19 protein-coding genes and 1 pseudogene are annotated in these 21,085 nt (G+C 71.0%); 9 read left to right on the plus strand and 11 right to left on the minus strand.

Annotated elements, in window-relative coordinates:
• The first annotated feature begins 598 nt into the window (after window positions 1-598).
• Window positions 599-1,312 (plus strand): tetratricopeptide repeat protein, encoded by a 714-nt coding sequence (locus OG194_RS05865; protein WP_327399771.1) that lies wholly within the window; start codon window positions 599-601, stop codon window positions 1,310-1,312.
• A gap of 129 nt (window positions 1,313-1,441) precedes the next feature.
• Entirely contained in the window at window positions 1,442-3,466 is a 2,025-nt protein-coding gene (locus tag OG194_RS05870; RefSeq protein WP_327399772.1) for a WD40 repeat domain-containing protein, read from the plus strand.
• Window positions 3,467-3,545: 79 nt separating this feature from the next.
• Here OG194_RS05870 and OG194_RS05875 read toward each other — a convergent pair whose 3' ends face one another.
• Entirely contained in the window at window positions 3,546-4,640 is a 1,095-nt protein-coding gene (locus tag OG194_RS05875; RefSeq protein ID WP_327399773.1) for a LacI family DNA-binding transcriptional regulator, read from the minus strand.
• 263 nt (window positions 4,641-4,903) lie between these two features.
• Between OG194_RS05875 and OG194_RS05880 the strand changes: the two genes are divergently transcribed.
• Window positions 4,904-5,584, plus strand: a complete 681-nt coding sequence (locus tag OG194_RS05880; protein WP_327399774.1) for a lysophospholipid acyltransferase family protein — start codon at window positions 4,904-4,906, stop codon at window positions 5,582-5,584.
• A gap of 15 nt (window positions 5,585-5,599) precedes the next feature.
• On the opposite strand, the gene OG194_RS05885 is transcribed toward OG194_RS05880, so the two are convergent.
• Together OG194_RS05885 and OG194_RS05890 are read right to left on the minus strand one after the other, a co-directional pair.
• Window positions 5,600-5,794, minus strand: a complete 195-nt coding sequence (locus OG194_RS05885) for a hypothetical protein (protein WP_327399775.1) — start codon at window positions 5,792-5,794, stop codon at window positions 5,600-5,602.
• A complete protein-coding gene (locus OG194_RS05890; RefSeq protein WP_327399776.1) occupies window positions 5,791-6,429 on the minus strand; it encodes an AAA family ATPase in 639 nt (212 codons plus the stop codon). Before OG194_RS05890 ends, OG194_RS05885 begins: the two co-directional genes overlap by 4 nt.
• Window positions 6,430-6,661: 232 nt before the next feature.
• On the opposite strand from OG194_RS05890, the gene OG194_RS05895 reads away from it, so the two are divergent.
• Window positions 6,662-7,897 (plus strand): MFS transporter, encoded by a 1,236-nt coding sequence (locus OG194_RS05895; protein WP_327399777.1) that lies wholly within the window; start codon window positions 6,662-6,664, stop codon window positions 7,895-7,897.
• Window positions 7,898-8,020: 123 nt separating this feature from the next.
• Window positions 8,021-8,917, plus strand: coding sequence for a phosphorothioated DNA-binding restriction endonuclease (locus OG194_RS05900; RefSeq protein ID WP_327399778.1), 897 nt, complete (start codon window positions 8,021-8,023; stop codon window positions 8,915-8,917).
• Window positions 8,918-9,000: 83 nt separating this feature from the next.
• On the opposite strand, the gene OG194_RS05905 is transcribed toward OG194_RS05900, so the two are convergent.
• Window positions 9,001-10,512, minus strand: coding sequence for a pyridoxal phosphate-dependent decarboxylase family protein (locus OG194_RS05905; protein WP_327399779.1), 1,512 nt, complete (start codon window positions 10,510-10,512; stop codon window positions 9,001-9,003).
• A 443-nt stretch (window positions 10,513-10,955) separates the two neighbouring features.
• On the opposite strand from OG194_RS05905, the gene OG194_RS05910 reads away from it, so the two are divergent.
• A complete protein-coding gene (locus OG194_RS05910; protein WP_327399780.1) occupies window positions 10,956-12,176 on the plus strand; it encodes a metallophosphoesterase in 1,221 nt (406 codons plus the stop codon).
• 234 nt (window positions 12,177-12,410) lie between these two features.
• Window positions 12,411-13,157, plus strand: coding sequence for an IclR family transcriptional regulator (locus OG194_RS05915; protein WP_327406986.1), 747 nt, complete (start codon window positions 12,411-12,413; stop codon window positions 13,155-13,157).
• 12 nt (window positions 13,158-13,169) lie between these two features.
• On the opposite strand, the gene OG194_RS05920 is transcribed toward OG194_RS05915, so the two are convergent.
• The 6 genes from OG194_RS05920 to OG194_RS05945 all read right to left on the minus strand — a co-directional run bounded on the left by OG194_RS05920 (window position 13,170) and on the right by OG194_RS05945 (window position 18,413).
• Window positions 13,170-14,300, minus strand: a complete 1,131-nt coding sequence (locus OG194_RS05920; RefSeq protein WP_327399781.1) for an aromatic ring-hydroxylating oxygenase subunit alpha — start codon at window positions 14,298-14,300, stop codon at window positions 13,170-13,172.
• Window positions 14,301-14,390: 90 nt separating this feature from the next.
• On the minus strand, window positions 14,391-15,560 hold the full coding sequence (locus tag OG194_RS05925; protein ID WP_327399782.1) for an NAD(P)/FAD-dependent oxidoreductase: 1,170 nt from the start codon (window positions 15,558-15,560) through the stop codon (window positions 14,391-14,393).
• The gene (locus tag OG194_RS05930; RefSeq protein WP_327399783.1) at window positions 15,557-15,919 is read right to left on the minus strand and encodes a bifunctional 3-phenylpropionate/cinnamic acid dioxygenase ferredoxin subunit; all 363 of its coding nucleotides are present in this window, start codon (window positions 15,917-15,919) and stop codon (window positions 15,557-15,559) included. Before OG194_RS05930 ends, OG194_RS05925 begins: the two co-directional genes overlap by 4 nt.
• A gap of 159 nt (window positions 15,920-16,078) precedes the next feature.
• Window positions 16,079-16,708, minus strand: a complete 630-nt coding sequence (locus OG194_RS05935; protein ID WP_327399784.1) for an MBL fold metallo-hydrolase — start codon at window positions 16,706-16,708, stop codon at window positions 16,079-16,081.
• Window positions 16,708-17,793, minus strand: coding sequence for an S-(hydroxymethyl)mycothiol dehydrogenase (locus OG194_RS05940; RefSeq protein WP_327399785.1), 1,086 nt, complete (start codon window positions 17,791-17,793; stop codon window positions 16,708-16,710). Before OG194_RS05940 ends, OG194_RS05935 begins: the two co-directional genes overlap by 1 nt.
• A gap of 131 nt (window positions 17,794-17,924) precedes the next feature.
• Complete coding sequence (locus tag OG194_RS05945) at window positions 17,925-18,413, minus strand: TetR/AcrR family transcriptional regulator (RefSeq protein WP_327406987.1); 489 nt, start codon at window positions 18,411-18,413, stop codon at window positions 17,925-17,927.
• Between the two features lie 184 nt (window positions 18,414-18,597).
• Between OG194_RS05945 and OG194_RS47605 the strand changes: the two are divergent.
• Together OG194_RS47605 and OG194_RS05950 are read left to right on the plus strand one after the other, a co-directional pair.
• Window positions 18,598-18,789: pseudogene (locus OG194_RS47605) on the plus strand (cytosine permease); the annotation flags it as partial.
• A gap of 283 nt (window positions 18,790-19,072) precedes the next feature.
• A complete protein-coding gene (locus tag OG194_RS05950; RefSeq protein ID WP_327399786.1) occupies window positions 19,073-19,747 on the plus strand; it encodes a phosphatase PAP2 family protein in 675 nt (224 codons plus the stop codon).
• Between the two features lie 12 nt (window positions 19,748-19,759).
• Here the strand turns inward: OG194_RS05950 and OG194_RS05955 are convergent, their stop codons facing one another.
• A complete protein-coding gene (locus tag OG194_RS05955; protein WP_327399787.1) occupies window positions 19,760-21,085 on the minus strand; it encodes a glutamate-1-semialdehyde 2,1-aminomutase in 1,326 nt (441 codons plus the stop codon).

Genomic DNA, 21,085 nt, shown 5'->3' on the forward strand with positions numbered 1-21,085 from the left:
CGGGAGCGGGAGTGGGTCCGCGGGCGGGGCCGCGTCCGGATCGGGGACGGGGACCGGGAGCGGGACCGGGACCGGCACGGGGACCGGGAACTGGCCCGGCAGCAAGTCCGGGACCGGAAGTGGGGCCGGGATCGGGACCGCGACCGGGTCGGGGACGAGGGCCGGCACGGGGACCAGGAGCGGGACGGGCACGGGCACGAGGTCCGGGACGGGCATGGGATTCGGGTCCGGGTCCAGGACCGGAAGCAAGTCCGGGAGCGGGAGTGGGTCCACGGGCGGGATCGCGACCGGGTCGGGGACGGGGACCAGGACCGGGAGCGGGAGCGGGACGGGCACGGGGACCGGAACGGGCACGGGGACGGGGACGGGATCCGGGTCCGGGTCCGGGTCCGGACCCGGAAGTAAGTCCGGGACCGGGACCGGAAGTGGGGCCGGGACCGGGACCGGAAGTGGGGCCGGGACCGGGACCGGACCCTGGAGTACGGGCGAGGGCGGGAGCGGAGGCCAGGGCGAGGAGGTTCCATTGGGCGGCGACGAATCCGTCGGCCATGGGATGGCTCCGCAACCGGAGCCGGACGCGTTCATCACGTACCGTCCGGTGCCCAGTTCCCCCCTCGGCGCCTCGGACATGGCCTGTGTGCTGGACGCGGTCGCCGAGACCGCCGCCCAGGACGTGGCCCTCGGTCTGGCGGACCGGGCGGAGGCGTTGCTCGACACCGTCGTAGGCCTTGATCGGCACGAGCTGCTGCACTCCTTGGTACTTCTGCTGGCCCGGCGCGGGCAGGTCGAGCGGGCCATGGCGCTCGCCGAACGGATCGACTCTCCCGCGGCGCGTGCGGGGCAACAGGCGGAGATCGTCGGGCAGTTGGCCCGCTACGGCGACACGGAACGAGCCGAGGCTCTCGCACGCGGGATGACCGACCGCCGGGCACAGGCCAGGGCGCTGATCGATGTGGTCCGGGAACTGGCCCGGCGCGGCGATCCGGACCGCGCCGAGACCGTGGCCCACTCCATCGCCGACCGCTGGGCGGAAGGCGAGGCGCTGATCGCGGTGGTCCAGGAACTCGCCCGACGCGGCGATCCGGACCGCGCCGAGACCCTCGCCCGCTCGATCGCGTACCGCGCGACCCGAGGCCGTGCACTGGTCGCACTCGCGGAGCTGTCCGATCCGCCCCGTGCCCGCAGGCTTGCCGCGCAGGTCATGGTCCTCGACGGCTGGGTCGCTGCGCTGCCCCTGTTGGAGCGGCTCGTGCCGCGTGCGCCGGCGACCGTCGCCGACCATGCCGAGGAGGTGCCGCGCGGCAGCATATGACGGGCTGCCCTGCCTCTCCTTCTTCTCCTGCCTCTCCTTCTTCTCCTCCTTGTCAGTGCTGATTGCGAGACTCACTCCATGATTCCGAAACTGCCTCTGCAGAGCCCTCGTTGGCGTGACCTCGCCGGTGTGACAGCCGAGGAGGTGCAGGCGCTCCTGGAGCAGATGACCTCAACGGCCGTCACCGGCGCCGACGATGAATGGCGGCGGACCTGGACGTACATGACCGACGACCTGATGGCCGACGGCACCGTCCACGACAGCGCCTACGCGGTACTGCCCCATCTCGTCGAGGCGGCAGCGGAGTTGCCCCCGGAGCAGTCCGTGGACTTCTGGGTGGACATGGGCTTCATCGTGACCGCGGAGGACAGGCCCCCCGTCCCGGCCGACCTGGAGGCGGGGTTCAGCGCCGCGCTCCGGCTGGCCGAGCAGGCGGCCGCCCGGAGCCTCCTCGACGCCGGCGCTCCCGCGAAGGTCTGCGGCCAACTCGCCCTGAGCTGCGTCGCCTTCGCCGGTCACCACATCGGCGCGGCGCTGTGGCGCCTTGAACCCGGGGAAAGTTACCTTCAGTTGGTGTGTCCCGGGTGCGAGTACGACACCGAGATCCTCAAGTTCTTCGTGGACCCGGCGCATCCGCCGTTCGAGGCCCCCGAGTTGCCTGATGCGGACCACCCTGCCCGTCAGGGGCAGCATCCCTGGGGTGAAGTCGCCGACGCGTTGCGGGCGGAGACCCTGGGGCAGGAGTGGGAGCCCTTCCTGCGGGTGGCACGTGCGGTCGCGGCGTCCGGGGTGCCCGTCGGAACACCGGGGCCTGCCGTCCTGTGTCTGGTCGCCGGGACGGTCGCGGCCAAGGGCACTCCGCAGTGGGCCGGAAGCGAATGGGCCCGCCAACTGGCCCTGCTCACCGGCCACTTCCGCTGCTGGAACTGCGAACAGACCTGGACGATCGCCGACGGCCTGGTGGAGACCCCGGACGGTGCCCGCCCCCAGAACGGTCCCGCGCAGGCATCGACGGACGCCGCCGACGGCTCGGCTACAGCGGTGCAGCCGACGGCAGTTGAACCAACAGATGACGTGACAGGCGAGGCAACCACCCGTCTACGGCAGGACGGGAGCGCTCTGCTCACGGCCGACGGCACGCCCTGGGGCCGTATAACGGTGTTCTCCGACTCCCCGTTCTCCGATTCCGCATCGGGTTCATCCAGCAGCGTCGACTCCCTGACAGTGGTGTCCTTCCCCAATGGGCCAACGCTCGTGGCCGGCGCCTGTGTTGGCGCCGGGGACAAGGGCGTGGTGTGTCTGTGGGATGCGACCGACGGCCGACTCGTCCATGGGCCGACGGCCGGACATCCCGACCGTGTCCGCGCGTTGACGGCGCTGCCCCTTGCCGATGACCGCGTCCTCCTCGCGAGCGGAGGAGACTCCGGGTCGATCGGCCTGTGGGATGCCGTCACCGGGCGGCCGGTTCGCGAGCCCGTCGCCAACTGGCTCGGCGATGTGACCGGGATGTGTACCGCCCACCTCTCCGACGGCCGGATCCTGCTCGTCACCGCCACCTCCCGAGGCGCGGTTCGGTTGCGGGATCCAGCCACGGGTGAACCTGTAGGGCGGCTCAACCCCTCCGGTCGTCCGATCCGATCGCTCGCCGCCGTCCCGGTCACCGGCGGGCAGACAATGATCGCGGCCGCGGACACCCAGGGCGGCGTTCACATGTGGGACCCGGCCGTCGACGACCCCTGGGACCCGGGCGCGGCCGTGCAGTTGAAGGACCGCGCGCTCAGCGATGCCGGACACCGGGTGGCAGCCGTCGCGGCGGTGCCCACCGTCGACGGAACCCTCCTGGCCACCGCCGACGACCGCGGCGTAGTCATGCTGTGGGACCCGGCCACCGGCACGCCGGTCGGCGAGGGACTGCCTCCCGCGACGGGCACCGCAGGCCTACCGGTCATGGCCGCCACCACACCGCACGACGGACGCACCGTCCTGGTCACCGGCACCAAGCGCGGGCACGCCCTGCGGGTCTGGGAACCGGAGACGGGCGCGGTGCGGCAGATAACCCTGGATGTGACCATCACCTGCTTGGCCGCCGCAGGTCCCGACGTGATCGTCGGACACGACCGCGGAGTTCTCGGCCTCCCGCTCACGAGGCGGTGATCCGACCCCCGTTCCGACTCACCGGCCACGCCGGAATCCGTGACCACCCGTCAGGAGATTCCACCAACCCATCGATAAATTAACCAAGTTGAGGCCCGCTCCCCTCGGCCTCCCCGCACCCACAGCTGCCGCGGCGTACGACGGTGACCGGAAGCATCAACGACACCGGTTCCCTGTCCGGCGCTCCGCCGAGTCGCTGCACGAGGAGTTCCGCCGCCTGCTCCCCCAGCCGCAGCATGGGCTGACGCACCGTCGTCAGGGCCGGCCGCACGAGCCGGCCGAGCGGGATTCCGTCGAAGCCCGTCACCACCACGTCCTCGGGGACGCGCAGCCCCCGGCGTTGCAACGCGTGCAGGGCGCCCACGGCCATCTGGTCGTTGGCGAACACGAGGGCCTCGGGCAACGGGCCGTCTCGGTCGGCCAGGGCGTCCACCGCGTCCGCCCCGTCGGCCTGCCTCATCATCGGCATCCGCAGGACCGGTTCGTCGGCTGTTTCCACGTCCGCTGCCGTGCACGCCTCCAGGAAACCCCGGAAGCGGGCCTCGACGTCCGGCGACTCCTCGGCGGAACCGATGTACGCGAGGCGCCGTAGCCCGTGGTCCTCGATGAGGTGGCGGGTCAGTTCGCGCTGGCCGTCGGAGTTGGCGACCTCCAGGTGGTCCAGGTGATCGAGGTGGTCGCCGCCCTCGCGGGGGCCGGCGAGCATCACCACGGGCTGCCGTCGGGAGATCACCTCCAGTTCCTCGGTCGGTACGGTGCGCGCCATGACCGCGAACCCGTCGACACGTCCCGCCACCTTGGCCACCAGGCTCTCCGGCCCGCCCTTCAGCGAGGCGGCGATCAGCAGCGCGTAGCCGTGCCGACGGGCGGTGCGTTCCATGCCGCGGATGATCTGGTCGGAGTAGAGCATCGCCGCGTCGTCGTCCTCGGCGTCGGTGTCCTCCGCGTCCGGATCGGAGTAGTCGGGGAAGCACAGACCCAGGACACCGGTGGTACGGCTGGCCAGCCCGCGCGCGTTGCCGCTGGGTACGTAGCCGAGTTCCCGGGCGGCCGCGAGAACCCGCTCGCGGGTCTGGGCCCGCACCGAGTCGGGGTTGCGGTAGACGCGGGACACCGTGGCGATCGAGACGCCTGACCGGCTGGCCACGTCGTACACGGTGGGGACGGAACTCATGGGACGGAATCCTCATGTGGTCGGTGCGCATCGCGGCGTGGGCGCGTGATGTCCGCACGGGGTGTGAGCGAGTGCTGCGAGCAGGTGATGTAAGCGCATTCACCCTAGGGGTTGACCAGGTCAGGAGCAAGACGCCGAGTCGAGGGGCGGCGGACCTCCGGTGCTGTGAGTACGCGTACTCATGCCCCCGGCCACCCCGCCGCGTGACGATACGGATCGTCCACACTCCGGGCGTCACCGGCAGATCAGAGAGTCAGCAGCACGTGCTCAGCACCTTCGCCCGTACCGTCGTCCCCCTCCTCGGCCGCCTGACGGTGACCGCCACCGGGTCGGCCCGCACCATCGCGCCCGGCAGCATCGTCGCGCCCAACCACACCGCTCTCGCCGATCCCGGACTCGTCCTGGCCGCGCTGCACGGGCTGGGCGTCGAACCGGTCGTCCTCGCCACGGCGGGACTGTGGAAGGTCCCCATACTCGGCCGCCGTCTCATCCGCGAGGGCCACATACCGGTGCACCGGGGCAGCGGTAGCGCGGCGGCGGCCCTGGATCTGGCGGCCGAGGCCCTCGCCGCCGGACGGGTCGTGGTGATCTACCCCGAGGGCGGACTCCCCCGCCGCCGTGACTCCGCCGACCGCGAACCCGGTACCTTCCGCACCGGTCTGGCCCGCCTCGCGCTCACCACCGGCGCACCCGTAGTCCCGCTCGGCCACGCGGGAGCCCGCCGGATCGTCTCCGGTGGGCGGGTCAAGCAGATCGCCGGTGTCATCACCGCACCGCTGCGCCGCCCGGACCTCCACGTCCATCTCGGCGAACCCGTCCACCTCACCGGCGCCATCGACGAGGCCACCGCGCACGCCCGCACGGCAGTTGAGGCCGCCTGGCAGCAGGCGGTCGGTCACCTTCCGTCATCCCGCAAGGCGTTGAACCCACGGGCACAGACGTGAGGCAGACGGGTCAGGTCACAGTGCGTCGCAGGTGGCTGTCCCGCCCAGCGCCCCGGCGAAGAAGTCGAGTGAACTCCCGATCTGCGGCGGGGACTTGGTGAGGTTCAGATGTCCATGGAGCATCCCGTCGGCCAGGCAGGAGGACACGAGGACCGCGGCGGCTCTCCACCACCCGGCGTTCCACCGGGCTCGGCGGCGTGAGTTCGTCACGCAGCAGCGCTCGCAGCCGGACTGGACAGGCACTCCGCCTCGCCGAACGCCACGGGAACGCCCGCCGCGACGAGAACCGGTATCGGGCGCGTCTCCCGGTGTGCCCTGAGCAGCGCGAGGAAGCAGACCGGGTTGCCGTCGCTCGCCTCATACAGCCCGGCCGCCGCCGACGACGGAAGCTCACCGGCCAACTCCTCGACACACTCCCGCTCGGACAGCGGTCCCAGGGCGAGTCGCAGCACCGTACCGACATCGACGTCACGGATGAGCGCCGCACCGAGCGAGACTGGAACCGGTAGCTCCCGGCTGGAGACGACGAGCAGGAACGGGGCCCGTACCGGGTGCCGTACGAGATGGTCTACGAGTTCCGGGGACGCGGGGTCCGCCCAGTGCAGGTCGTCCAGCGCCATTCCCAGCCCCGTCCCGCACAACAGCGGGGACAACTCCGCCAGCACGGGCAGGCGTTGCTCCGCCGACGCGTCGAGATCGGCGAAGGCGTCGGCGAACGGCCCGAACGGGGTGTGCCGTTCGTACTCCGTGGCCCGCCCCCGCAGCACGGTCAGCCCCCGTGCACGGGCCCGGTCCGCGAACTCCGCCAGCAGTCGGCTCTTGCCGATCCCCGCCTCAACCGTCACGTCGACGACCGCCGGACCCCCACGCCCCACTGTTCCAACACGGAGTCCGGCCGCCCGAGTTCCAGACTCCGCCCCACGAACGGCGTCCTGCCCGCACCCGCATTCGACCGGCCACCCCCTCCATTTGCCGCACAGTGCGCGCATCCACCTAAGGCAACAGTCTTGCTATTGCAAGTATGTTGCAACAAGCTTGGCGGGTCCTTACTGTCTGCCTGTGACGTGGAGCCTTGTCATGTCCCGCCTGATGCCGGATGCCGGACCACAGCGCGTCCTCGCGGCCTCGAACCTCGTCTACACCGTCGGCAGCGGCCTCTATCTGACCGCAGGGGTGCTGTATTTCACCGAGGCGGTTCACCTCCCGGCAGGGCAGGTGGGGTTCGGGCTCGGCATCGCCGGTCTCGTCGCGCTGACCCTGGGAGTCGGGGTCGGTCATCTGGCGGACCGATACGGAGCACGTGGTGTCTACGCGGCCACTCTTGTCGTCCAGGCGCTGGCCACCGCGGGATTCGTGCTGGTGGGCAGCTTCTGGCCGTTCGTGCTCGCGGTCGGATCGGCCGCGGGGGCGAAGGCCGCCGGACTGGCGGCCCGCTCCCCGCTCATCAGGCACTACGGCGGAGACCGGCCCCAGGAGTTCCGGGCCTACCTCCGCGCGGTGACCAACGTCGGCATCTCCCTCGGTGCCCTGGGGGCGGGCTGGGTCGTCCAAGTGGGCACCCTCACCGCCTACCAGCTCATGGCCGTCGGCAACGCGATCGCCTTCGTGGTCGCCGCGGCGCTCCTGGTCCCGCTCCCACCGGTCGCGCCGGTCCCCGCCACCGACGGCCCTCGCTGGATCGCCCTACGGGACCGCCCCTACCTGCTGCTCACCGTCCTCGACGGGATCATGGCCATCCAGTTCAAGGTGCTCACGGTGGCCATCCCGCTCTGGCTGGTCGGTGCCACCACCGCCCCGCACTGGCTCATCTCGGGCACCATGCTCACCGGAACCGTCATCGTCGTCGCGTTCCAGGTGCGAGCCGGCCGTAACATCAACTCCCCCGCGGCCGGCGGACATGCCTATCGCCGGGCAGGCGTGGCCTTTCTCGTCGCGTGCTCGCTGATCTCCCTGTCCGCGGGGATACCGGCCTGGGCTGCCGCGACCTTGCTCATCACCGCCGTGGTCATCCACACAGTCGGCGAACTCTGGCACGCCGCCGCCGGCTTCGAGGTGTCCTTCGCCCTCGCCCCGCAGCACGCCACCGGCCAGTACCTGGGCGTGTTCGGGCTCGGCGCCGGACTGGCCGAGGCCCTTGGACCGGGTCTGCTCATCGCGCTCTGCATCACCTGGGGCCGCCCCGGCTGGTACGTCGTCGGAGCGATGTTCGCCCTGACCGGCCTGGCAGCACCGCGCGCTGTCCGCTGGGCACAGCACCACCAGCACGCTCGTCGGACACAGCCCGGCTTCGCGGAGAAGGCGCAAGCCGCCTGATCGGCCCGATGGAACGGTCCAACGCCCTTGCCCGCACTCCGAGCAGAGCCGGAACGAACCGTCGCCATCGAGCAGTTGGTCCACCGGTCACCGTTCGACCAGGCATGACTACGATCGACGCTCATGGACTGGCTTGAGCGCACCACGCAGTTGAGGCAGTGGACCCGGAACGGGACACGAGCGCCGCACAAGCCGCTCCTTCTGCTGTACGCCCTCGGCCGGTTCCAGGAGGACGCCGACAGCGAGTTGCGGTACAGCGCGGTGGAGGAGGACCTGCAACGCCTGCTGACCGAGTACGGGCCGCCCAACAAGACGTCACCCTCCTACCCTTTCCACCACCTGGTCAGCGACGGCGTGTGGGAGGTGCGTACCGACCGCGGTCCCGGCAGCCCGGGCAGCGGCCTGCGGGACCTCCGTGATTCGGGTGCCACCGGACGACTCGCGCCCGACCTCGGAACTGCGCTACGGCGCGAACCCGAACTCCTGCACCGGATGGCACGATCGCTGCTCGACCTGCACTTCCCGCCCTCGCTCCACAGCGAGCTGTGCGAAGCCGTCGGCCTGGACCTGGAGCCGGCGGAGATCCCCCAACTCCCCGCCGCCGGAAGGCGACGGGACCGGCGGATGCGCGAACTGGTGCTGACCGCCTACGAGTACCGGTGCGCCTTCTGCGGCTACGACGGCCGTATCGGCGCGGTGCCGGTCGGGCTGGAGGCCGCGCATGTGCGCTGGTGGGCCTTCGGCGGACCGGACGACGTCGACAACGGACTGTGCCTGTGCTCCCTGCACCACAAGCTGTTCGACAAGGGAGTCCTCGGCGTCGACGACACCCACCGCATCCTGGTCTCGCAGCGCTTCGTCGGCCACAGCACCGCCGCACGTGAGCACGTCCTGGCACTCGCCGGCCGTCCGGTCATCGGCCCGCAGTCGTCCGCCCGCCCGGTCGCGGCCGGCCACCGCGCCTGGCACACCGGTCAGGTCTTCCACGGCGCTCCACGCGTGGCCCCGCCGGCGGCCTGACCGATCCACCGCCGAGCCAGGCGGATCGATCCCAGACGGATCGATCCGGTCCGGCGAGGTCGAGGACGGCTGTCGGCCCATGGTCACCGATGCCGCGGTGGCTGATCGGTTCCGGGGGCGGAGTGCTCGGCATCGGCGGCGTCGAGGATCTCGCGGATCAGGAGGTCCAGGTCGCCCGTGGTGGTGCGGTAGTTGCACAGCGCGGCGCGCAGGACGGTACGGCCCTGGACGGCGACGGTGGCGAGGTAGGCGCGTCCGTTGTCCTGGACGCGGCGGGCGATGCGGGTGTGGAGGGCATCGGCGTCGTCCTCGTCCGGGTCGGTGATCCGGAAGCAGGCGACCGGCCACGGGCCGCCGGCCAGCAGCTGGAGTCGGGTTTCGGCGGTGATCCGCTCGCGCAACCGGTCGGCGAGGGCGAGGTAGTGCTCGATCAGGCCGGTGACGCCGTCGCGGCCCAGATGGTGCAGGGTGGCCCACAGGGCGAGCGCCCGGGTGCCGGGGCGGGTCAGCTCGATCGTCGCGTGGGACAGCCAGGGCAGGGCGTCCGGTTCACCGGCGGTCAGGTACGACGCCTGGTGGGCGAAGGCCGTGTGCAGGTGCTCGGGGTCCGGGACGAGCAACGCCCCGCAGCCCACCGGCACGCTGAGGGTCTTGTGCGGGTCCACGGTCAGGGAATCGACGCCGTCGACGCCCGTGTAGTGGGGTGCCAGGGTCGGGACGGCGGCGCCGAGTCCGCCCCAGGCGCCGTCCGCGTGGTGCCACATCCCCAGGGTCCGGCACAGGTCCGTGACCGGTTCGAGCGGGTCCACGGCGCCGGTGGCGGTGGTGCCCAGCGTGGTGACGGTACAGAAGGGCAGCAGGCCCGTGTCCAGGTCGGCGGTGACCGCGGCGCGCAGCGCGTCAGGGTCCAGGCGGTCGTGCGGGTCGGTGGCGACGGGGCGCAGCCGGTGGGCGGGCAGGCCGATGCAGGCGGCCGCCTTGGCGACGGACATGTGCGCCTGGGCGCTGTAGTAGAGGGTGAGGCGGGCGTGGTCGCGGTCGAAGGCGGGGCCGTCGGCGGAGCCGCGCCGGGTGAGGAACCAGGTGCGGGCCGTGGCCAGGGCGAGCAGGTTGGCCATGGAACCGCCGCTGGTCAGTACCCCGCCCGCGCCGTCGGGCAGGCCCGCCAGGTCGGCGAGCATGCGCACGGTGCCGCGTTCCAGATCCATCAGGGCGTTCTCGCCCATGCCGCAGGTCGCGTTGACGGCGCAGGCCAGCAGGTCGGCGACGATCCCGGCCGGTGCGGGCGGTGAGTTGACCCAGGCGAAGAACGCGGGGTGCCCGTTCCCGGTCGGGTACGGCGCGATCTCCTCGCGCACGAAGTCCAGCACCCCGCCCAACTCCCCGCCCCGCTGCCGCAGTTGTCCCGCCCGCAGCCGGGACCGCACCCGCGCGGGCAGCGGCCGGCTCACCTCGCCCTGGGGCAGTTCGCTCAGGTACCGGGCGGCCCACTCGGCCGCCGCCACGAGCTCGTCCCGCAGCACCTTCGCGTGAACCGCGGGCGACTCCGGGGACGGGCCGAACTCGCCGAACCGGGACGGAGCATGGTCGTACAAACGGTGAACCATGGTGGCGCGTGGGGCCTTTCGTCGGCACAGGCCCCCTGGTCAGCGAAGCGAGGGCCATGATCGTAACGAGCACGTGCAGCGGCCGACACGTGTACCCGCACAACTCGACGGGGCCTCCCGCGAGGGCCCGCGGTCATCGGCCGACACAGCCGGTGACGGCCGATGACCACTGTCCGGACCGACCGGTGGACATCCGCTGCCGATACCCGTGAACACGGCCAGGAACACCCCGAGTTGAGGCCGCGACCCGGCAGGATGCTCCACGCGGGCGTGTTGATCGAGCCGTGCCCGTGTGCGTTGCGGACGACGGCGTCGGGGCATCCGCCGTACGCGCGAACACCCGTCCCGCCGGCCCATGAACACCCCTCCGGCCGCCCCGAGGACGACCGGATACAGTGCGCGAAACGGCAGCCCGGTCAGATAGGGGAAGCGTGACCGACACCGACAACACCCGCCCCGCCGACGGCGAGGTGCAGGCTCCGCGGCGGAGCCGACTGCAACGCCTGATGCGCTACATCCCCATGGTCGCCCCCGTGCTGCTGTGGGCCGTGCCCTGCTGGGTGCTCCTGTACACCGGACAACACTGGCCGCTGCCCGCCGCGTTGGCCGGCACCGCCCTGTTCGTCCTCGGCCTCGTCGCCATGCCGCTCGCGATGGGGCGTGGCCACGGACGGCGCCAGCAGGACCGGGCGGCGATCGTCGGGGACACCCTGCTGGGCGGCAGCTGGGTGCTGTTCACCTGGTCCGTGCTGCTCGGCGTCCTGCTGCGGCTCGCCCTGACCGTGGCCGGTGTCGGCGACGGCCAGGACCGGGCCCGGATCGTCACCTGGGCGATCCTCGGCACCACCGCCGTACTGCTCGCCTGGGGATACGCCGAAGCCCGCCGCGTGCCACGCGTGCGCCGCCTCGACGTCCAACTCCCGCGACTGGGCGCCGGGTTGGACGGCACCCGGGTCGTCCTCATCACCGACACCCACTACGGCCCGCTCGACCGCGCCCATTGGTCGGAGCGGGTGTGCGAGACGGTGAACACGCTGGAGGCCGACCTGGTCTGCCACACCGGCGACATCGCGGACGGCACGGCCGAACGCCGCCGCGCCCAGGCCGTCCCGCTCGGTACCGTGCGCGCCACCCAGGCCCGGGTGTACGTCACCGGCAACCACGAGTACTACAGCGAGGCCCAGGGCTGGGTCGACCTGATGGGCGAGCTGGGCTGGGAGCCGCTGCGCAACCGCCATCTGCTGCTCGAACGCGGCGGCGACACGCTCGTGGTCGCCGGCGTGGACGACGTAACGGCCGAGTCGTCCGGCCTGGCGGGCCACGGTGCGCACCTCGACGGAGCCCTGCACGGCGCCGACCCCGATCTACCTGTCCTGCTCCTGGCCCACCAGCCCAAGTTCGTCGACCGGGCGGCAGCCGCCGGTATCGACCTCCAGCTCTCCGGCCACACCCACGGCGGTCAGATCTGGCCCTTCCACCACCTGGTCCGCATCGACCAGCCCGTCCTCGCCGGCCTGAGCCGGCACGGCGCCCGCACTCTTCTCTACACCAGCCGCGGCACCGGCTTCTGGGGCCCGCCGTTCCGTGTCTTCGCCCCCAGCGAGATCACCCTGCTGGTGCTCCGCTCCCCGCACCCGCCCACCTCGCCGTAGCACCGTCCGGGCCGGCGCATCCACGTGGACACAACCTGTGCACAGATTCGCCGGAACTCCCGGAAACCCGCAGGTGGAAGCGGCATTGCCCCCGTCGCATGAACCGGCGGCTACCAGGCGAAAAGACCTGATCAGGGTCCGCATCGTAAACAGGTTGTACCGCACTACGCGTATAGTTTCGCTGTGAGCAACTACAGTCCAGATACTGAAACGACAGGTTCGCAGTCCGGCGGAGTGCAGTCCGTGGACCGTGCCATCAGCGTGCTGGAGATCCTGGCCCAGCGTGGCGAGGCCGGTGTCAGCGAGGTGGCCGGCGAGATCGAGGTTCACAAGTCGACCGCGTTCCGGCTCCTCGGGGCGCTGGAGGCGCGCGGTCTCGTGGAGCAGGCGGGCGAACGCGGCAAGTACCGGCTCGGGTTCGGGATCGTGCGGCTGGCCGGCGCGGTCACCGGGCGCATCGACATCACGCAGCAGGGCCGCCCGGTCTGCGAGCGGCTCGCCGAGGAGATCGGCGAGACCGTCAACATCGCCGTCATGCAGGAGCAGTACGCGATCAACCTGTACGAGGTCCGCGGCCCCGGCGCCGTCACCGCGCACAACTGGGTAGGAGAACTCACCCCGTTGCACGCCACCTCCAGCGGCAAGGCCCTGCTGGCCCACCTGCCCGCCAAGGAGCGCACCGCGCTGTTGACGGAGGCCGGCCTGAAGAAGGTGACCCCGCACACGATCACCTCGAAGACGAAGCTGGAGAAGAACCTCGCCGAGGCCCGGGAGCGCGGATACGCCTGGACCCTGGAGGAGTTGGAGCTCGGCCTGCACGCCGTGGCCGCCCCGGTCCGCGACCGCGACGGCGAGGTCATCGCCGCGGTCAGCGCCTCGGGACCGGCGTACCGATTCACCGAGGAGCGCCTGCACGAACTCGCCCCGGTCCTGGTCAAGGGCGCCGAGGAGATCAGCCACCGCATGGGTTACCTGGGCTGAAACACCCCTGGCTCAGCCCTGGTTGATCCCCAGGCGCTCGTTCACCCAGTCGTGGAACGCTCCAATGTGGTGCTCGCTGGGCACCAGCACCCCACCCTTGGCGTACATCCGGGAGCTCATCCCGGGCTGCGTGCGCTCGCACGCCTCGAAGTCCTGGCGGTTGACGCGGTCGAAGAGTTCCACCGACCGACTGACGTCCTTGCCGCCCTCGACGACGTGCGGGAGATAGAGCCAGTCGCACTCGACGATCGTGCGGTCGACGGCAACCGGGTACATCCGGTGGAAGATCACGTGGTCGGGGACTAGGTTGATGAACACCTGCGGCTTGATCGTGATCGCGTAGTAGCGGCGGTCCTGGTCGTCGCTCACCCCGGGGATGCGGTCGAGGCCCTCCGAGCCGTCGACGGTGAATCCCCGCACCTCCTCGCCGAACTCGGCACCGTGGCCGACGTAGTACTGCGCGGCGTAACCGTCGGCGAACTCCGGTAGCACCTCGGTGAGTTCGGGGTGGATCGTGGCGCAGTGGTAGCACTCCATGAAGTTCTCGATGATGAGTTTCCAGTTGGCCTTGACGTCGTAGACGATGCGCCGGCCCACCGAGAGGTGGTCGATGTCGTAGTGGTCGAGGGACTCCACGTCGCCGAGCCGGGTGACGACCTCGCTGATGACGTCCTCGTCGAACGACGGTGGATTCTCCGCCAGGTTGACCCACACATAGCCGAGCCATTCACGGACGGCGACGCTCACCAGCCCGAACTCGGTGCGGCCGACGTCGGGCATCTTCGTCAGGTTGGGCGCCGCGACGAGCTTGCCGTTCAGGTCGTACGTCCAGGCGTGGTACGGGCATTGGAAGGCGCGTTTGACCTCGCCGGTCTCCTCGGTGCAGAGCTTGGCGCCGCGGTGCCGGCAGACGTTGAAGTAGGCGCGGATCGAGTTGTCGCGGGCACGCGTGATGAGGATGCTCTCGCGGCCCACGTCGACGGTCCGGAAGGCGCCCGGTCTGGCCAGGTCGGAGGAGCGCACGGTGCAGAACCACATCGTCTCGAAGATGCGCTCCTGTTCCTGGGCGAAGATGTCCGGGTCCGCGTAGGAGGAGCCGGGCAGGGTGGCGATCAGGCTGTCCGGCAGGCTGGTCGAGGTCACAGTGCGCTCCTCCGAGAACGTCGTGGGTCGGTCGTGCACGCGCCGGGAAGAGCGACTCCGGACGGTGTGGTCGAACGGTGTGCTTACGGGTCAACTCGCCGTGGCGGCAAGCTGTTTGCGCCACTTCATGAACAGCCGCGGCTGGTTCATCGCGAGCACGGCGACCGGCTGCCCGGCACGCCGGTAGACGGCGAGGAAACTGCGGTCGCCGGTGGCGCCCTCCTCGACGGTCACACTGTCGGCACCGGCCGCGTGACCGGCGAACTGGATCTTCACGCCGTACTGGTCCGACCAGAAGTACGGCGGCCGCGACGCCCCCGCCTCCACCGCACCCCACGACAACAACGCGGCCACGGCAACCTCGGGCCGCTCCCGCGCCCCGGTCCAGTGCTCGACCCGCCGGTGCGAACCCGCCCGCGGGTCATACCAGTTGGCGCAGTCTCCTACGGCGACCACGCCGGCAAGGCTGGTGCGGCCGTCGGCACCGCACTTGACGCCGTTGTCGAGCTCGACGCCGGACCCCTCCAGCCATTCCACGCAGGGCCGTGCGCCGACACCGACAACGACCATGTCGGCGGGGACAGTTCGCCCGTCCTCCAGCAGCACGGCGTCGACGCGGGCCTCCCCGCTCAGCCCCTTGACCCCGACACCGCACAACAGCCGTACGCCGTGGGCCTCGTGGAGGGCGGAGACAATCGCCCCCATGGTCTCGCCGAGCGGTCCCGCGAGGGGTGTCGGTGCCGCCTCGATCACCGTCACGTCGAGTCCGAGGGCGTACGCCGTGGAGGCGACCTCGGCGCCGATGAACCCGCCGCCGATCACCACCAGCCGTCCGCCCAGGGCGAGTTCGTCGCGCAGGGCGCGGGCGTCGTCCAGGGTGCGCAGGGTGTGCACGCCGGCCAGCCCGTCCGTACCGGGCAGGTTCCGCGCCGCCGCGCCGGTCGCGACGATCACGCCGTCGGCCCGGACCTCCCGCCCGTCGTCGAGGAGCAACACCCGCTCCGCGCCGTCGACTTGGAGCCCGACGGCACGGGCACCGAGCAGCCACTCCGCGCGCAGGTCCTCGTCGTCCATCTCCAGCAGGAGATCGTCCTCGGTGACGGTCCCGGCGAGGAACTCCTTGGACAACGGCGGCCTGTCGTACGGGCGATGGGGTTCGTCGCCGATGACGACGAGCCGTCCGTCGTAGCCCTGTTTCCGCAGCGAGCGCGCCGCCGACAGCCCGGCCAGCGAGGCGCCCACCACGGCCACGGTCCTCACGCGGGGCCTCCGGCGAGCCGGGCCGCGACGCAGGGCGGCAGGTTCGGGGCGTCCGTGGACGGCACGACGTAGATCATGCCGTCCTGGACCAGAACCTCGTGGGTACGCACCGGGCGCTTGGCCGGCGGGGCGTCCACGGCACCCGTCCGCAGGTCGAACTTCGAAGCGTGCAGCGGGCATTCCACCTCGCGGCCCTCCAGCCAGCCGTCCGCGAGCGAGGCGTCCTGGTGGGTGCACGTGTCGTCGATGGCGAAGACCTCGCCGTCGTCGGTGTGGAACACCGAAACCGGCGGATCGATGTCGAGCCGGTAGGCCTCGCCTCGCGGCAGATCCACGAGAAGGCACGCGGGAATCATCATGACACCTCGGTGCGTATAGCGAAACGGATTGCGGTAAGCGCAACGTCAGTTTGAGGGCGGCCCCAAACCGTTGTCAAGGCATTCAGAGGCCACGCGAACCCCTTACCCAGTGTTGCTTTTCACGCAACATAGCGCGCCATCAGCAACACTGGACAGGGCTCAGAACCCGCGGTCGATCCACTCCGGAAGATGCGGAGCCTCGGCGCCGACGGTCGTCGTGTCCCCGTGTCCGGTGTATACGACGGTGTCCCCCGGCAGACCGAGCAGCCGGTCCCGGATGGAGTCGACGATGGTCGGGAAGTGGGAGTACGACCGCCCCGTGGCCCCCGGCCCGCCCGCGAAGAGCGTGTCCCCGCTGAAGAGGGCGTTCAGCGCGGGCACGTACAGACAGACGGCTCCGGGCGCGTGCCCGGGCGTGTGCAGCACGGTCATCTCGACCCCCGCCACCACCACGACCTGCCCGTCGGTCAGTTCACCGTCGGGTGCCCGGTCCGGGTGGGTCTGCTTCCACAGCGGCAGGTCGTCGGGGTGCAGCAGGATCGGAGCACCGGTGCGGTCGGCGAGGTCGGGCGCCGCGTCGATGTGGTCATTGTGGGCGTGGGTGCAGATGACGGCGACGAGCCGGCGGTCGCCGACCGCCTTCGCGATGGCGTCGGCATCGTGCGCGGCGTCGATGACCACGGCCTCGGTGTCGTCACCGATGATCCAGACGTTGTTGTCGACGTCCCAGGTGCCGCCGTCGAGCGTGAACTGCCCTGCGGTGACGAGGTGTTCGATACGCGCGGCCATCAGAACACCACCACCGAACGCAGCACATCGCCGCCGTGCATCCGCTCGAAGGCCTTCTCGACGTCCTCCAGCGCGATGGTCTCCGTGACGAACGCGTCGAGATCCAGCCGCCCTTGGAGGTAGAGGTCGATCAGCATGGGGAAGTCGCGGGAGGGCAGGCAGTCGCCGTACCAGGACGACTTGAGCGAACCGCCCCGCCCGAAGACGTCCAGGAGCGGGAGTTCGAGCTTCATCTCCGGGGTCGGGACACCGACGAGGACGACCGTGCCCGCCAAGTCGCGGGCGTAGAAGGCCTGTTTGTACGTCTCCGGGCGGCCGACCGCCTCGATGACGACGTCGGCACCGAAGCCGCCGGTCAACTCACGGATGGCCTCGACAGGGTCTCCGGCCTTGGAGTTGACGGTGTGCGTGGCGCCTAGCGAGCGCGCCTTCTCCAGCTTCCGGTCGTCGATGTCCACGGCGATGATCCGCGCGGCGCCGGCCAGCCGGGACCCGGCGATCGCCGCGTCACCGACCCCACCACAACCGATGACCGCGACGGTGTCACCGCGCCCGACGTTGCCGGTGTTGATGGCGGCACCGATACCGGCCATCACGCCACAGCCCAACAGGCCTGCGGCGGCAGCCGACGCGGCCCGGTCGACCTTGGTGCACTGGCCGGCCGCGACCAGGGTCTTCTCGGCGAAGGCGCCGATGCCGAGGGCGGGAGAGAGTTCGGTGCCGTCGAGCAGGGTCATCCTCTGCTCGGCATTGTGGGTGTTGAAGCAGTACTGCGGCCGACCGCGTCGACAGGCCCGGCAATTCCCGCACACGGCACGCCAGTTGAGGATCACGAAGTCGCCGGGGGCCACATCGGTGACGCCCTCCCCCACCGACTCCACGACGCCTGCGGCCTCGTGCCCGAGCAGGAACGGGAAGTCGTCGTTGATACCGCCCTCGCGATAGTGCAGATCGGTGTGGCAGACCCCGCACGCCTCGACCTTCACCAGCGCCTCGCCCGGCCCGGGATCGGGGACGACGATCGTCTCCAGGCTGACGGGGGCACCCTTGCCTCGCGCGACGACAGCACGGACCTGATGCGTCATGGCCACTCCTCCGCTGGTACTGGACCTGAGCAGAACGTTGCTCATTACGGCACGCTTCGCGCGTGCCGCAACACAGCATCACGGAGGGCAGAACGGGGGTCAAGGATTCGGGTCGGCGCACACCGCCGGCATCACCGGCCGCCGAGCCCCCGTAGAAAGGTGTCGACGACCATGTCGGCGGCCTGGGCATCGGTGAGTTCGGGCAGTTGCTGCGAGGCCAGGTGCGTGAGCTGCGGGAGCAGTGAACTCGCCCATGCGGTCGGGACGTCGGCACGCAGGAGACCCTCGTCGGTGGCACGTTCCAAGAAGGTGTCGACCTCCCGGATCAGGACGTCACGCCGTCCGCGGATCGTCTCGTCGGCCTTCATCCGGGTGAGTTCCACGGGCCACTTGCGATTGACGCCGACGATCCCCTCGACGTACCGGTGCAGGGCGACGGCGACGGGAGCCTCGCGCAGCCGGGAGTCCTCGACGGCCCGCTCGATCGCCTCGACCCGGGCCTCGTAGATGGCCGCCAGCAACTCCTCGCGGGAGGCGAACCGCCGGTAGACCGTGCGCCGGTCGACACCGGCCTCGGCCGCGATGGCGGCGATGCTCGCGCCCGGATCGGCGGCGAGCATGCGCGCTCCGGTCGTCAGGACGGCTTCGAGGTTGCGTACGGCGTCGGCTCTCACGCAGCGCAGTATAGCCCGCTACCACCACACGCCTGGGGTGGTGCAACAGGTAAGTGCAGCATTGAAGTGACAGTTACTCACCGTCGCCGTCCTCGGCCCGGGCCTGGCCATCAGCGTCGTCGACCTGATCCTGCGCCGCAATCGCTACCGCGGCCCCGGCCTGCACGACGAGACCCCCACCAGCGCCTACTGGTACCACGGGGGCGCCAACATGGCCGGCGTCGCCGCGCAGGTCCTCGGCACCGCCGCCGCGCTGCTCTGTATCAACTCCACGGACATCCAGGGCCCCCTCGCCACCGCACTGGGCGGAGCCGACCTGTCCGCACTGGTCGGACCCATCGTCGGAGCGCTGCTGTACGCGGCACTGTTCCCACGCCTGTACCGGACCGGCCCGCACCGACGTGTGACCACCACGTCCACCCGCAGGGTGCATACGGTCAGGTCCGGTCATCGTGCTGATCTCGCCATGGATCAGGTCGAACCCGTAGACCATCCCGGATTGCGGCTAGGGTTGACGGCTCACGACACGACGGGGGCTCGGGTTGGATCGCGGTGGGCGGCAGCGGAGCAAGGGCACCACCCCGGGTCGACCGGACGCGGTGAGCGTGACCGGCCGCCCCGCACCATCGGTGCTGCCCCTGTCGCTGCGCCCCTGGCTCGGGCCGATCGCGGTCCTCGCCGCGCTGGTGGTCGGCGCGCTCGGGGTCCTGTACTCCGGCCACAGCGAACCCGGCACGGTGGACCGCTGGATCACCCCGCCGACGGCGGACAGTGTGCGTCCGCCGTGGCGCCATGTCGCCCTGGCCCTGGACTTCCTGGGGGAACCCGCGGGGTCGGCGATGCTGATCGTGGCCGGCGTGGTGGTCTGTCTGCTGCTTCGGCGTCCCCGCGCGGCGGTGCTCGTCGTGGCCGGCGTCGGCACGACCGTGGGGGCGACCACGCTCATCAAGCATCTGGTGGGACGTACCATCCACGGCCCCGGCAACCTGTCCTACCCGAGTGGGCACACCGCCTTCGCCACCGCGCTCGCCCTCATGGCGGCGCTGTTCGCGACGGACCGGCTCGGCCTCGGCAGGACGGCCGGTACGTCACTCGTGCTCGCGTCGGGGCTGGCGGCCGGCGCCGCCATGGGCTGGGCCGAGGTCGCCCTCGGCGCGCACTACGCGACCGACGTCCTCGGCGGCTGGTGCACCGCGCTCGCGGTGATTCCGGCGACCGCGTGGCTGGTCGACCGGATCGCCGACCGGATGGCCGACGCCGGTCGCCGGGAGCGCCGCTGACGTCTCGTCTCGTCAGGCCGAGCGGCGGAACACGGGCTTCACCGGGCGCCCGGCCAGCCAGGGTGTGGGGTCGGCGGCGTCCAGTGCCTTCCGGTACACCGCACACGCCTCGGCCACCACGTCGACGGTACGGTCGATGTCCTCGTCGTCGAGGGCGCTGCTCACCACGAAGGAGGGGGCCAGCACTCCGCCCGCGAGGAGCTTGCGCAGGAACAGGGTGCGGTACTGCTGCGACGGCTGAAGGTTCTCGTCGAGGGTGGCGAAGACCAGGTTGCTGGCCCGGCCCCGGACGACGACGTGGTCACCGACGCCCATGCCGGCCGCGGCCTCGCGGACACCGGCGGCCAACCGCTCGCCGAGGGCATGCAGCCGCGCGGTGACACCCTCTTCGACGTACGTGGCCTGCACGGCCATCGCCGCCGCCAGGGAGTGCGTCTCCGCGCCGTGCGTGGTGGACAGCAGGAACACCCGGTCGCCGGAGTGACGCAGCCCGCCCCGCTCCATCAGGTCGCGGCGCCCGGCCAGCGCGGAGACGGCGAATCCGTTGCCCAGTGCCTTGCCGAACGTGGAGAGGTCGGGGACGACGCCGTACAGGCCCTGGGCGCCCGTCTCGGACCAGCGGAAGCAGGTGATCATCTCGTCGAAGATCAGTACGCAGCCGTACCGGTCGGCCAGCTCGCGCAGTCCGGCGAGGTACCCGGGCGGCGGTTCGGTGTGGGTGGCGGGTTCGAGGATCAGGCAGGCGACCTCGTCCTGGTACCGGGTGAGCATCTGCTCCGTGGCGGCCAGGTCGCCGTAGGGGAACGACACGGTGAGTTCGTTGGTCGCCGCCGGAATTCCGGCGGACATCGGCGTGGTGCCGATGAACCAGTCGTCGACGGAGAAGAACGGGTGGTCGGAGCAGAGGGCCACCCGCGTGCGCCCGGTGGCGGCACGGGCGAGGCGTACCGCGGCTGTGGTGGCGTCGGAGCCGTTCTTCGCGAACTTCACCATCTCGGCGGTCGGCACCGTGGCCAGGAAGCGTTCCGCGGCCTCGACCTCCACGATGGACGGCCGGACGAAGTTGCTGCCGCGGTCGAGTTCCCGCCGCACCGCCTCGATCACGCGTGGGTGGGCGTGACCGAGGCTGACCGACCGCAGGCCTGAGCCGTACTCGATGTAACGGTTGCCGTCTACGTCCCACACGTGGGCACCGCTGCCGTGGCTGATGACCGGGGCCAGGTTCTCGGGGTACTGGTCGTCGCCCTTGGCGTAGGTGTGAGCGCCCCCGGGGATCATGGCGTGCAGCCGCTCGTTGGCTGTCCGCGACAGGGGCAGGTCAAGCACTTCGGTGTCCAC

Source organism: Streptomyces sp. NBC_01288, assembly GCF_035982055.1.
Taxonomy (GTDB): domain Bacteria; phylum Actinomycetota; class Actinomycetes; order Streptomycetales; family Streptomycetaceae; genus Streptomyces.